The organism is Curtobacterium sp. 'Ferrero' (assembly GCF_002412165.1).
Classification (GTDB): Bacteria; Actinomycetota; Actinomycetes; order Actinomycetales; family Microbacteriaceae; genus Curtobacterium.
This window is the reverse complement of sequence record NZ_NXIA01000027.1, coordinates 1-12,452: the sequence shown is the minus strand read 5'-3', so window position 1 is coordinate 12,452 and position 12,452 is coordinate 1. Positions and strand designations below refer to the sequence as shown.

The following is a 12,452-nucleotide window of genomic DNA, read 5'->3' as shown; positions in this document are numbered from 1 at the left end:
GGGTGGCCCTTCGTGTCTGGTGGAGCTAAGGGGATTCGAACCCCTGACCTTCTCATTGCGAACGAGACGCGCTACCAACTGCGCCATAGCCCCAAGGACTCGTCAACCCTAGCACCAGGGCAGTCGGGAACAGAAATCGCCGCCACGGGTCCGGGCGTGCCGCGGGTCAGACCGCCCGACGCCGCCGCATGATCGCGTCGAGGTCCGCCTGCTGGTACGCGTCCTCGTCGATGACGCCCATCCCGGCCCAGCGGCTCGGCGGCCCTGGTTCGACGGCGGCCTCGACGGCGGCCTCGGCGGCGGTCGACTCGGGCTCGGACTGCTGCGCTGCCGCCGGCGCCCGCAGTCCGAGACGCTCGGCGAGCCGACCCTGGTCGTGCGAGGACAGCGACGCGGCCGCCTCCTCGACGTCGGGACGCATGCGCGAGACCGTCGCGAGCGTCGGGTCGGTGGCACCGGCACGGATCGCGGCGGCCTCGGCGTCGGCCTCGGCCTTCGCCTCGGCGACACGCTCCCGCAGTCGCGCCGCGAGTTCCGCCGACGACTCCGGCGCCGCGGCGGGTTCCGCGGGACGCTCCACGTAGAGCGGCTTCGGCACCCGCGCTGGCGTCCAGCTCCGGTCGCGCACGGGCGCTGCGGGCGCCTCGGTCGACAGCGGCGGGGCGGGGTCCGTCCACGCCGTCGACGGCCGGGAGGCACGGGTCGGCTCCGGCGCGGCGGCCGCGGCACGCGCCCTCCGCGCCTTCGCCACCTGGTGGAGCTGGGTGAGGACCGCGACGGAACCGCCGGCGACGACGAGCCCCGCGACCGCGACGAGCCACAGCGACGGTGCCGCCACCAGGACCAGGACGGTCACGACGAGTCCGAGGGTGCCGAGCAGGGTCGCGCCGAGCCGGGAGCGGCGCATCCGCATGGCGGTGAGCGCCGGGACGTTCGCCGCCCGCTCCAACACGGGGGCCTGCTCCGCGAGTCGGCGGGTGATCTCGCGCTGCCGGGCAGCCTCGTGTGCCCGGGCGATGGCCGCACGCTTGGCCTCCTCCGAGCGGGCGACGCGCTGCGCCTCGGCGAGGGACTTGGCGTTCATCTCGACGCGGACCTCCTCCGGCAGTTCGGCCGTCTGGGCCAGGATGCGGAGCGTCTGCTGCAGCCGGATGGCGTTGCGTTCGGTGGCGAGGTACTGCCGTCGGGCCGCCCAGGACGGCATGAGGTAGACGAGCCAGAGGACGGCTGCGAGGAGCAGCACGATGCCGCCGCCCCAGGAGCCGATACCTGCCATGCGCCAACGGTAGGGGCGCGGCCAGCCGCGGCCGGTGATTGCCGGACGCGTGTTGCGCGTGTCGCAGGGGAATCCGTGGGAGCCGAGCCGTGCCTCCAGGCCGGACCGGCTGCGTCAGAGACGCGGCGTCGTGTGGATCGGCATCGCGGCTTCGTCGCGGGCCGCGAGCGGCACGCTACCCGTCCCGGGCGGGACCCGGCCCTGCACCCAGCGTTCGAGGACGCCCTCGCGGACCTCCTCGGCGACCAGGGCGAAGCAGAAGTGGTCGCGCCAGTCGCCGTTGATGTGGATGTAGCGCCGGCGGAGTCCCTCGTACCGGAAGCCGAGCTTCTCGACCACCCGCAGGCTCGGCGCGTTCTCGGGACGGATGCAGATCTCGATCCGGTGGATGCCGACCGAGCGGAAGCAGTGGTCGACGGCCATGGCGACGGCGGTCGGGGTGACGTTGTGCCCGGCGGCGTCCTCCACCACCCAGTAGCCGATCGACGCGCTCGCCAGTGAGCCGTACGTGATACCCGAGACGTTGAGCTGGCCGACGAACCGACCGTCGAGCTCCATCGCGAACGGCAGCCCCAGGCCCGCGCGGGCGTTCGCCTGCAGCGCGCGGATGCTGCCCCGGACGTCGGTGGACATGTGGCCGGAGGGGTTCGTCGCCTCCCAGGTCCGGAGCCAGCCGCGGTTCGACGCGAGGGCGACGTCGAGGTCGCGGGTGTCGCGGAGCCGGAGCGGCCGGATGGTGACCCGCCCGTGCGAGAGGGTCGGGATGGTCGTCATCGGTGTGGTTCCTCCGGATGCGCAGAACGGGCCCGGGGAACCCCCGGACCCGTTCGGCGACGGGTCGGCTATTCGCCCGCGTTGAACTCCTTGAGCCAGGACTTCAGGTCCGGGCCGAGGTCGTCGCGGTCCGAGGCGAGCTGCACGATCGCCTTGATGTAGTCGAGTTTGTCACCGGTGTCGTACCGGCGTCCACGGAACACGACGCCGTACACGCCCCCGGTCCATTCCTCGGCGCCGGCCATCTTCATGAGGGCGTCGGTGAGCTGGATCTCGCCGCCCTTGCCGGGCTCCTGCTTCTCGAGGACGTCGAAGACCTCGGGGCGGATGACGTAGCGGCCGATGATCGCCAGGTTCGAGGGGGCTTCGCCCTGCGGGGGCTTCTCGACCAGGCCGGTGATCTTGACGACGTCGTCGGTGTCGGTCTCCTCGACCGTGGCGATGCCGTACATGTGGGTCTGCGAGGCCGGGACCTCGAGCAGCGCGACGACGGTGGCGTTCTTCTCGCCCTGGACCTCGATCATGCGCTTGAGCAGCGGGTCGCGGGCGTCGATGATGTCGTCACCGAGGAGCACCGCGAACGGCTCGCGGCCGACGTGCATCTTGGCGCGCAGCACCGCGTGGCCGAGGCCGAGCGGGTCGCCCTGGCGGACGTAGTGCATGTCGGCGAGGTCCGTGGACTGGTTCACCTTCTGCAGCTTCTCGTGGTCGCCCTTCTTCTTCAGGGTCTCCTCGAGCTCGGACACGTGGTCGAAGTGGTTCTCGAGCGCGTTCTTGTTGCGACCGGTGATCATCAGCACGTCGGTCAGGCCCGCGCCGACCGCCTCTTCCACCACGTACTGGATGGCCGGCTTGTCGACCACCGGGAGCATCTCCTTCGGCATGGCCTTGGTGGCGGGGAGGAAGCGCGTGCCCAGGCCGGCGGCGGGGATCACGGCTTTCGAAATCTGGAAGCCCATGCAGGGAACGTATCGGATGACCCCTGGACGGGGCATGTCGTCCCTCCGGAGGACACGGCTTCGCGCGCGGGGCGGCGGGAAGCCGCAAGGGCGCGTGGGTCCCGGTGGTGCGGCCGGGCCGGTCGGCGGTGCCGCTGGGTCCGGTCGCTAGACTCCTCGGCATGATGCCCGACCTCGGCAACGAGAAGCGCGCCCTGCGGGCCGAGCTCCGGCAGCGGCGGCGGACCCGGACCAGCACCGAGCGGGAGGCCGACTCGCTTGCCCTCACCGAGACCCTGCAGCGGTTCGTCGAGGAACGGCAGGTCCGCTCCCTGGCCCTCTACCTGTCGGCACCGGACGAACCCGACGTGCGCCCGTTCCTGGCGTGGGCGTTCGAGCACGGCGTCCGGGTCCTGCTGCCGATCACGCGCGAGGACGGCCTGCTCGACTGGGCCGTCGGCGACGGGACCACCGAGCGGGAGGGCCTGTTCGGCATGCCGGAGGTCGTCGGCGAGGTGCTCTCCCCGCTGGCGCTCGGCGACGTCGACGCGATCCTGGCCCCGGCCGCGGCGGTCGGCCACGACGGCGTGCGCATGGGCTGGGGGCGCGGCTACTACGACAAGACCCTCGGGTCCATGGCGAACCGCCCGCCCGTCTATGCTGTGATCTTCGACGCGGAGTACCTCGACGAGGTCCCGCGCGAGACCCACGACGAACCCGTCGACGGCATCATCACGCCGTCGCGCATCATCACCTTCCGGAGTTAGCGTGCCCACCTACTCGTACCGGTGCACCGAGTGCGACAACGCCTTCGACGTCAAGCAGTCCTTCTCCGACGCGGCGCTCGCCGAGTGCCCCGTCTGCGGCGGAGCGCTGCGCAAGGTCTTCTCCCCCGTCGGCGTCACGTTCAACGGCGGCGGGTTCTACCGCACCGACTCCCGTGCCAAGCCGGCCGGCGAGGGATCGTCGTCGAGCGCGTCCGCGAAGTCCGGGTCCGGATCGGGCTCCGGGACGTCGGAGTCGAAGCCGAGCACCTCGGCACCGGCCGCGTCGAAGCCGGCCGCGCCCGCCGCCTCCTGACCGGACGGCGTCCTCCTCGGTAGGTTGGGGCCACCGTCCCCGACCCGGAAGGAGGCCCGCGTGAAGGGCTTCAAGGAGTTCCTGCTCCGCGGCAACGTCATCGACCTGGCTGTCGCAGTCGTCATCGGTGCCGCGTTCACCGCGATCGTCACCGTCATCGTGAACGCCGTGATCAACCCCGCGATCGGCGCGGTGTTCAACGCGTCGAGTCTCGACGAAGCGTTCAAGGTCGACATCCCGACCGTCGCCGGCGGGAAGCCTGCGACCCTCATGTTCGGTGCGGTGCTCGGCGCGGTCATCAACTTCGTGATCGTCGCGGCGGTCGTGTACTTCGCGCTCGTCCTCCCGGTGAACCACCTGAAGAAGGTCGCCTTCGAGCGGGTGCAGAAGAACGAGGAGCAGACGCCGCAGGACGTCCCGCCGACCGACGTCGAGGTGCTGCTCGAGATCCGCGACCTGCTGCGCTCGCAGAACGGCGGCGCCCTGCCGTCGGGCGGCGGCGCGCACGTGGCACCGTCCGACGTCCCCGAGGGTCCGGGGATCGGCGGCACGACCAAGCTCTAGCCGTACGACGCGGCTCGCCCCGGAACCAGGTTCCGGACACAGCACCACGTTCTTCCGCGGTGTCGTGTCCGGGACCTGGTTCCGCCCGTGCAACGAGCAGCCGCACGCCGGGGTTCAGGCCGCGGGAGCGACCGCTCGGCGCTTGCGGACCATGCCGATCGCGTACTGGAGCCCGGCGATGACGTGGCCGGCCGTCCCGAGGTAGACGAACACGAGCGCCACGACCCGGACCCACGGCGCGTGCTCGTGCACGGCCGACACCGACGAGAACAGCAGCACCGGCAGGCCGACGAAGAGCAGCGCCGACCGGATCTTGCCCGTCCACGTCACGTCGAGGTCCGGGTTGCCCCGGAACAGCACGGAGGACATCACCGCGAGCACGAGGTCGACCGCGACGACCACGATCACGACGAACAGGGGCAGCAGGCCGACGAGCACGAGCGACAGCACGATGGCGATGATCGCGAGCCGGTCGGCGACGGGGTCGACGGCCTTGCCGAGCTTCGAGCCCTGGTCGAACCGCCGTGCGATGAAGCCGTCGGCCCAGTCGCTGACGCCGATGACGACGAGTGTGACGAGCGCCCACCCCGGGTGGTGCGCGACGACGAGACCGACGAACACCGGGATGAGGACGAGGCGGAACGCGGAGATCAGGTTCGGCCAGGTCTGCCAGTCGGGGCGCTGGCGTACGGAGTCGGTCATCGCCTGCAAGGGTACCGGCTCACCAGTGTGGGGGGACGTCCCGTCGGAGCTGGTCGTCGTTCTCCCCCTCGCGGTGGCGACGCGGCTCGGGCGCGGGCGCCGGGTCGGAGCCCGGTACCGGCTGGGTGGTGACGCGCCTGCGGCGCCGCGCCGTGCCTCCCGGCCGGTTCTCCGCTGCGTCGTCCGCGGGTGCGGCGGGACGGACGGGAGGCACGGCCGCCGTTGCATCGTCGGCCCGCGTCCACGACCCCATCAGCTGGTCGGTCCTGGGGGTGACCGGCCCCGCCGCGCGGGACGCGCGTCGGGACGGGCTCATCGGCCGGCGGGGCCCGCCGTGGGCACGGGGGGATGGAGATCCGACGTCCTCATCGGCGGGCGGGAATCGGGGGGATGGAGATCTCCTGGGTCGCCCCGCGGTCGACGCCGAGCACCGAGGCCACGGTGTTCGCCACCCGGTCCGGGTCGGAGAACAGCTGGAACGCGTGCACCCGCACGTAGTGCCACCCGAGCCGGCGGAGCACCTCGGGACGGAGTCGCAGCGTCTCCCGGAGCGAGCCCTTCACGAGCGAGGCGTCGGTCTCGATCGTGACGCAGACCCCGCCGTGCGCGGCGACGAGCCCGAGCTTGCCGCGGTGACCGAGCGCCACCGGGATGCCGCGCATCTCGAGTCGGCGTGCGAGGTCGACGAGCAGCGGGTCGGAGTCGTCCGGCACGTACTCGGCGCTCGTGCGGGCGCGGACCTCGGCGAGGATCTCCGCGAGCGCGACGGTGCCGTGGCCCATCCGCTCGGCCTCGATGTCCGACGGCTGGAAGCACGTGACGATGACCATCGACCGGCGGGCACGGGTCATGGCGACCGCGAGCAGCCGCTCCCCGCCCGGCTTGCCGAGCGGACCGAAGTCGCGGAGCACCCGGCCGTGCGGGGTGCGGCCGTACCCGATCGAGAAGACCACCCGGTCCCGGCTCTGCGCGACGGACTGCTCGAGCGTCGCGACGATGAACGGCTCGGCCCGGTCGCCGATCACGAACTCGGTGAGGTCCTTGTGGCCCTGTGCCGCGGTGAGGACGGCCTGCTCGACGCGCACGGCGTGCTTCGCCGAGGCGGTGATGACCATGAGCGACTCGGTCGGCCGGGTGCGGGCGTGCTCCATGACGAGCCGGACGACGCGGTCCACCTCGGCGTCGACGCTCTCGACCGCTCCGGAGTCGGGGTCCGGCACGGCCTTGCCGTCGCTGACGTAGTCGAGCGCGATCGACCCGTGGCCGAGGAACGACCCGGCCCACGGCAGCGACTCGATTTTGCCGCCGTAGAAGCGCCGGTTGACGAGCTCGGCGAGGTCCTCGCCGCCGGCCCGGTACGAACGGGTGAGCGACAGGGTCGGCAGCAGGGTGGACAGCTTCGCGAGCGCCGAGTCGGCGTGGAAGGCGTCGAGGGTCTGCTCGTCGACCTGGAGCGCGCGGTGGTCCGGGTCGACCGCGATCCGGAACGGCGACGGCGTCTGGGTGACCGGATCGCCGAAGACCACCGTCTGCCGCGCGCGGCGCACGGCACCGACCGTCTCCGCGATGGTCACGGCCCCGGCGTCGACCAGGATCACAGTGTCGAACGGCATGGTGTCGGCGATCTCGGACACCTCGTACGGGCTCGCGAGCCAGACGGGCGCGATCGCGCGCGACAGGTGCGGCGCGGAGTCCTGCAGCAGGCGGGAGGTGATCGCGCCGTCCTTGAGCTGGGTCTTCAGCGCCGCGGCCTCGTCGGGCCAGTCGACGAGCCCGACCTTCCAGTTCTCGGCGAGCTGCCACGCCAGGCCCTGGGAGACGCCGGCCGCGTGCGCGTCGTCGACGAGCCGGAAGTCGGCCTCGACCCGGTCGAGCATGTCGGTGTTGCCGCCGAGCAGCGCACGGTCACCCTCGAGCATGGTCTCGAGCGCGGACTGCCACCAGGCGAGCTCGAGCTCGGCCGGCACCTGCGTGTCGGGGACGTGCCGGTTCGCGAGGTCGGTGATGAGCGGCTCGAGCTGGAGGTCGCGCAACGTCTGCATGAGCTCCGTGCGCTCCTGCAGGTTGTGCAGGACGTCCGACTCCTCGGCCAGGCGGGCGATGGTCGGCACGAGCTCGTCGATCGGAAGGTTCGCCAGCTGCTCGTCGCGCGCGGTGCGGCCGAGCGGCTCGTCGAGGCGCGCGAGGTCCTCGACGACGTTCGAGAACAGCACCTGGACGTCGCCGATGCCGGTGGGCACCTCGGGGTTCACCCCGGCGGCGACGTACCGCTGCCAGAGCACACGCTGCTGCTGCACGCGGGTCAGCGCCTCGTGCAGGTCGGACACGTGCACACCCGGGCGGACGTACTCGCGGGCGAGCTTCTTCAGCCGACGCCGGTTCGTGCTCGACATCGGGGCGCCCTCGCCGCGCGGGGCGGTGGCGGCCACGAGCTCCGACACGGACCGGTCGAACACCACCGGCAGGAAGCGGTCGAGGGTGTCGCGGATCTCGGTCAGGAGCCGCAGGTAGATCCCGAGCTCGTTGATCGTCGTGAACTGCCGCATGTGCGTCGAGGCGACGAGGTCGTGTGCGCGTCGGAGCAGCGTCGGCAGCCCGTCGGCGTCGAGGTCCTTCGCGGTCTTGTGCGCGCGCTGCGCCCCGTCGCTCGAGCCGAACTTCGCGCCGTACCAGGGCGAGTCGTCCGGGCCGTAGCGGAACTCGCCGAGGTTGGCGGCGCTGACCATGGTCTCGGCGACACGCTGGCGTCCCTCGACCATCGAGGCGACGGACTGCTCCGAGAGCCGGGCGGTCGTCGACGGCGGCACCGGCAGGAGCGACAGCCGGGACAGCTCCACCAGGCAGTCGAGCACGGAGACGCCGAACGCGGGGTGCACCCGGACGAGCGAGCCGCGGTAGTCGGTCAGGACCTTCCGGAGCCGGACCAGGGCGTCGTCGACCTCGCGGAGGTTCGGACGCTGCGCCTTCTCGTTGCGCGCGATGGCCCGGACGACGTCCCGTCGGAGCGTCGCGGGCGTGACGGCGACGCCCGGCAGCTGCACCTCGCCGAAGCGGGCGGCGATCCCCCGGAGCGTGGCGCGGCGTGGGCTGACCACGAGGACGCGCTTGTTCGCCGCGACGAGACCGCCGAGGGCGTTGACGATCGTCTGCGTGCCGCCGGTGCCGGGGAGGGTCTTGACGACGATCGAGTTGCCGGCCGTGATCTGCGCGATCACGTTCTCCTGCTCGTCGTCGGCGTCGAGCAGGAGGGTGTCGGTCTCCGGGCTGCGCTGGTCGGACGGTGTCTGCTCGACCGGGCGGTAGGACTGCTCCACCTGCCACTTCGCGCTCGGGTTCCCGGCGAGCGCGTCGAGCACGGGGTGTGCGAGGTCGTGCGTGTCCTCGACCATGCCGGTCGCGACCTCGGCGAACGTCGACACGACCAGGCGGGCGTGCACCGAGAAGCCTGGGATGTGGGCGGTCAGGCCGCGGAGCCGGTCGATCACCGGGTTCGGCGTGAACGAGCCGTCCTGCTGGGCGAGGGCGACGAACGACTGTGCGTCGAGGATCACGCCGTGCTGCTCGTGGAGGGCGTCGGCGAGACCCGGGTTCAGCACCGGTTCGCCGAGCAGGCGGACCTCGAAGTCGCGGCCGTGTCGACGGATCGCGAGCGGGCGGAGCAGCACCGGCCCGCGGAAGTGCTCGTCGCCGTGCTGCCAGTCGGCCATGCCGATGCCGAGCTTCACGGCGTCGATCCCGCGGACGGTCGCGAGCTCGGTGCCCTTCGCCTCGACGTGTGCGGCGGCGATGCGGGCGGCACGGAGCGCGACCTCGTCGCGGATCAGGCTCGACAGGAGGGTCGTCTTGCCGGTGATGAACTGGGCCAGACCGCCCGGGTGCGTGGTGGAGAGCTCGATCCGGGCACGCGGGTGGTCGGAGAAGTGCGTCAGGGGGCTGGTCCCGCCGACCCCGGTCAGCTGCTTCCGCCAGGCGTCCCACGACGGCTCGGCGGCGTTGCCGGCCTGGAGGCGCGGATCACCCAGACTGATCGCCTGCGGACTCGTGAGCTGCAGTTCGGGGCGCAGGGTGCGGTCCGGCTCGTCGGACTCGCGGTGGTCGGCGGGCTCGGCCCGGTCGGCCTGCCCGCGCTGGTCACCGTGCTCGCGCTCGTCGTCGCCCTGCGGGCGCGCGTCGGCACCCTCGACGGGGACGTCGTCGTTCACTTCGTCCTCACCGTCGGTCACCCTGTCCGCTCGCCACACATCCGACACTGTAGGCGGAACCGGACCGGGCCCTGCGCAATGACCCGAGGTTTCGGACTTTCCGGACCCGCTCTACGCGCGGCCGGACACACGCGTGTGGTACCAACGTGGACATGGCCATCGACGACCGCACCGCTCCACCCGCTCCCCGTCCCTCCCGCAGGCGGGCGGTGGCGCCGGACATCTCGCGGTCGTGGCTCCTCGTCTCGGGCACCGACGCCGACCGCTTCGAGCGCGCGCAGCGGTCCCGGGCGGACCAGATCATCCTGGACATCGAGGACGCCGTGGACCCCGCGGCCAAGCCCGGTGCGCGCTCGACGGTCGCGGCGTGGCTGGCCGGCGGCGGTGAGGCCTGGGTGCGGATCAACGACGTGACGACGGACTTCTGGGCGGACGACGTCGAGGAGCTCCGCGGCCTGCCCGGGCTGCAGGGCGTCATGCTCGCCAAGACCGAGTCGCCGGCGCAGGTGACCGACACGTGGCACCGGCTCGGCGGCCACACCCCCGTGATCGCCCTGGTCGAGTCGGCCCTCGGCATCGAGGAGGCGACGTCGATCGCGAAGGCCCAGGGCGCCTTCCGTCTCGCGTTCGGGTCGGGCGACTACCGCCGCGACACCGGGACGAGCGCCGACACCCTGGCCATGGCGTACCCGCGCTCCCGGCTCGTCGTCGCGTCGCGCGTCGGCCAGCTGCCCGGCCCGATCGACGGCCCGACGGTGGGGTCGGCGCACGCCATCCTGCGCGAGCAGTCCCAGGTCGCGGTGTCCCTCGGCCTGACCGGCAAGCTCTGCCTGGACACGGAGCAGCTGCCGGTCATCAACGAGGTCATCTCCCCCACGCCGACCGACGTCGCCTGGGCGCAGGACTTCCTCGACGACTTCGAGGCACGCGGCCGGGTCATCCGGGACGGCTCGGACCTGCCCCGACTGGGTCGCGCGCAGAAGATCCAGAAGCTCGCCCAGGCGTTCGGCGTGGAGGCGCGGTAGGACTGGTGGCATGACCTGGTCGAACGTCCCCGACGGCCCGCCGCCGCACGAACCGTCGGCACAGCACCCGCACGAGCAGCAGCGCGCGGCCGCGTGGGAGCGGGGCGGCACGACCCTGTTCCCGGCCGGTCGCATCGCCGACCGGGTCTCGACCGTGCTGCTCCTGGCCTTCGGCGCGGTGATGACGATCGTCACCGCCGTCGTCGGGGTCATCGCGATCGTCTCGGCGACGGCGTCGTGCGACGCCGCGTCAGGGTGCACCCCCGGAGGCTTCCTCGGCGGTACCGCGATCGCCGTCGGCGGCTCGTTCGTCATCGGTGTGGTCACGGTCGTCCTGGCGATCGGGGCCTGGCTGCGGCGTCGGAGCTCCTGGTGGATCGCCGCCGTCGGGTTCGTGCTCGCCGTCGCGTGCATCGCCTGGGGCGGCGTGGTGTTCGCGCAGGCCGCGGACCACGACGCGGCGACCTCCTCGTCGGTCGGGGCCGCCTGACGGACGGTCGCCGACCGCCGGACGCACCCCGGGCCTCCCGTCCGACACGCTGCGGCGGCGCGTACCGTCCGTGACATGGTGACCACGCGACGGACGACGGTGGCCGTGGTCGGCGGCGGACCGGCCGGGGTCGTGCTCGGGCTCTTGATCGCCCGCGCCGGCGTCGCCGTCGAGGTCGTCGAGCAGCACCACGACTTCAACCGCGACTTCCGCGGCGACACCGTCCACGCCTCGACCATCCGCCTGCTCGACGAGCTCGGGCTCGGCGCGGCGTTCCGGGCCCTGCCGCAGTCCCGCCTCGACGACCTCTCGCTGCCGATGCCCGACGGTTCACGGCTCCTCCTCGGGGACTTCTCGCGGCTGCGCCCGCCGTACGACCACGTCGCGATGGTGCCGCAGTGGGACCTCCTCGACCTGCTGGTCAGCGCTGCCCGGGCGGAACCGTCGTTCACGATCACGATGGGGACGGCGGCGACCGACGTGATCGTCGAGGACGGCGTCGTCACCGGCGTGCACCTGCACCCCCGTGGGGACGAGTCGGCGGCCGGGGCCGTCGAACTCCGGGCGGACGTCGTCGTCGCGTGCGACGGGAGGAACTCGGTGGTCCGCGCTGCCGCGGGACTCGTCCCGCGGCCGAGCCCGGTGCCGTTCGACACGTGGTGGTTCCGCCTGCCCCGGCACGACGGCGACGCCGGATCGGCCCTCACCCCGGTGTTCGCCGACGGCGAGGTGCTCCTGTCGTTCCCGCGGCCGGACTACCACCAGGTGGCGTACTTCGCGCCGAAGGGGTCGGACGCCGCCCTGCGCGCCGCGGGGGTCGCTGCCTTCCGCGAGCGCGTCGCCCGGCTCCGTCCGGACTTCGCCGACCGGGTCGACAGCATCCGCTCGATGGACGACGTGCACGTGCTCGACGTGCGGATGGACCGGCTGCGGCGGTGGTGGCGACCGGGGCTGCTGTGCATCGGGGACGCCGCGCACGCGATGAGCCCGGCCGGCGGTGTCGGCATCAACCTGGCCGTGCAGGACGCCGTGGCCGCCGCATCGGTCCTCGTCCCCGCGCTGCGTGCCGGCCGTCGCGGGGCGGCACTGGACCGCGACCTGGCGCACGTCGAGCGCCGGCGCACCCCGCCGGCAGCGGTCGTGCAGGCCGCGCAGCGCGTGCTGCACCGGGTCGTGTTCGAGCGGGCGTTCGCCGGTCGGCTGCAGGACGGTCCGCCGCGCCTGCCGGTGTTCCTCGCACGGTGCGTGCCGCCGTCGCGGGGCCTGTACGCGCGTGGGATCGCGTTCGGTCCCCTGCCGGAGCACGCGCCGGACTGGGCACGGCGGTAGCGCGGGACGGGCGGCGACGGGCGGGCGGGCGTGCCGCCGCGGAGCCCCGCGGGCGCGCGGCCGCGGTGGTCG

10 protein-coding genes, 1 tRNA gene and 1 pseudogene are annotated in these 12,452 nt (G+C 72.8%); 6 read left to right on the top strand and 6 right to left on the bottom strand.

Going from position 1 to position 12,452, the window contains the following annotated elements; genetic code table 11:
* Positions 1–17: 17 nt before the first annotated feature.
* The 4 genes from Csp2054_RS16175 to galU all read right to left on the bottom strand — a co-directional run bounded on the left by Csp2054_RS16175 (position 18) and on the right by galU (position 3,009).
* Positions 18–93, bottom strand: a tRNA-Ala gene (locus Csp2054_RS16175).
* Positions 94–166: 73 nt separating this feature from the next.
* Entirely contained in the window at positions 167–1,276 is a 1,110-nt protein-coding gene (locus Csp2054_RS16170; RefSeq protein ID WP_096900525.1) for a hypothetical protein, read from the bottom strand.
* Positions 1,277–1,390: 114 nt separating this feature from the next.
* Positions 1,391–2,050 (bottom strand): GNAT family N-acetyltransferase, encoded by a 660-nt coding sequence (locus tag Csp2054_RS16165; RefSeq protein ID WP_096900524.1) that lies wholly within the window; start codon positions 2,048–2,050, stop codon positions 1,391–1,393.
* A gap of 68 nt (positions 2,051–2,118) precedes the next feature.
* Positions 2,119–3,009 (bottom strand): UTP--glucose-1-phosphate uridylyltransferase GalU, encoded by an 891-nt coding sequence (galU, locus tag Csp2054_RS16160; protein ID WP_096900522.1) that lies wholly within the window; start codon positions 3,007–3,009, stop codon positions 2,119–2,121.
* A gap of 161 nt (positions 3,010–3,170) precedes the next feature.
* On the opposite strand from galU, the gene Csp2054_RS16155 reads away from it, so the two are divergent.
* Genes Csp2054_RS16155 through mscL form a run of 3 tightly spaced genes read left to right on the top strand, consistent with a single transcriptional unit; the run spans position 3,171 to position 4,632 of the window.
* A complete protein-coding gene (locus Csp2054_RS16155) occupies positions 3,171–3,755 on the top strand; it encodes a 5-formyltetrahydrofolate cyclo-ligase (RefSeq protein WP_096900521.1) in 585 nt (194 codons plus the stop codon).
* A 1-nt stretch (position 3,756) separates the two neighbouring features.
* Positions 3,757–4,068: an FmdB family zinc ribbon protein gene (locus tag Csp2054_RS16150; RefSeq protein ID WP_096900520.1), complete on the top strand. Its 312-nt coding sequence runs from the start codon at positions 3,757–3,759 to the stop codon at positions 4,066–4,068.
* 60 nt (positions 4,069–4,128) lie between these two features.
* Positions 4,129–4,632, top strand: coding sequence for a large conductance mechanosensitive channel protein MscL (gene mscL / locus Csp2054_RS16145; protein WP_096900518.1), 504 nt, complete (start codon positions 4,129–4,131; stop codon positions 4,630–4,632).
* Positions 4,633–4,746: 114 nt separating this feature from the next.
* On the opposite strand, the gene Csp2054_RS16140 is transcribed toward mscL, so the two are convergent.
* Together Csp2054_RS16140 and Csp2054_RS16135 are read right to left on the bottom strand one after the other, a co-directional pair.
* Entirely contained in the window at positions 4,747–5,334 is a 588-nt protein-coding gene (locus tag Csp2054_RS16140; protein WP_141399304.1) for a CDP-alcohol phosphatidyltransferase family protein, read from the bottom strand.
* 365 nt (positions 5,335–5,699) lie between these two features.
* Positions 5,700–9,557 (bottom strand): ATP-binding protein, encoded by a 3,858-nt coding sequence (locus Csp2054_RS16135; protein ID WP_096900516.1) that lies wholly within the window; start codon positions 9,555–9,557, stop codon positions 5,700–5,702.
* Between the two features lie 131 nt (positions 9,558–9,688).
* On the opposite strand from Csp2054_RS16135, the gene Csp2054_RS16130 reads away from it, so the two are divergent.
* From Csp2054_RS16130 to Csp2054_RS16120, 3 genes and pseudogenes are all read left to right on the top strand, one after another.
* Positions 9,689–10,561: an HpcH/HpaI aldolase/citrate lyase family protein gene (locus tag Csp2054_RS16130; protein WP_096900514.1), complete on the top strand. Its 873-nt coding sequence runs from the start codon at positions 9,689–9,691 to the stop codon at positions 10,559–10,561.
* A pseudogene (locus tag Csp2054_RS16125) lies at positions 10,560–11,051 on the top strand (DUF6264 family protein); the annotation flags it as partial. The gene Csp2054_RS16130 and the pseudogene Csp2054_RS16125, both read left to right, overlap by 2 nt.
* 75 nt (positions 11,052–11,126) lie before the next feature.
* Entirely contained in the window at positions 11,127–12,380 is a 1,254-nt protein-coding gene (locus Csp2054_RS16120; protein ID WP_096900511.1) for an FAD-dependent oxidoreductase, read from the top strand.
* Positions 12,381–12,452: the final 72 nt, after the last annotated feature.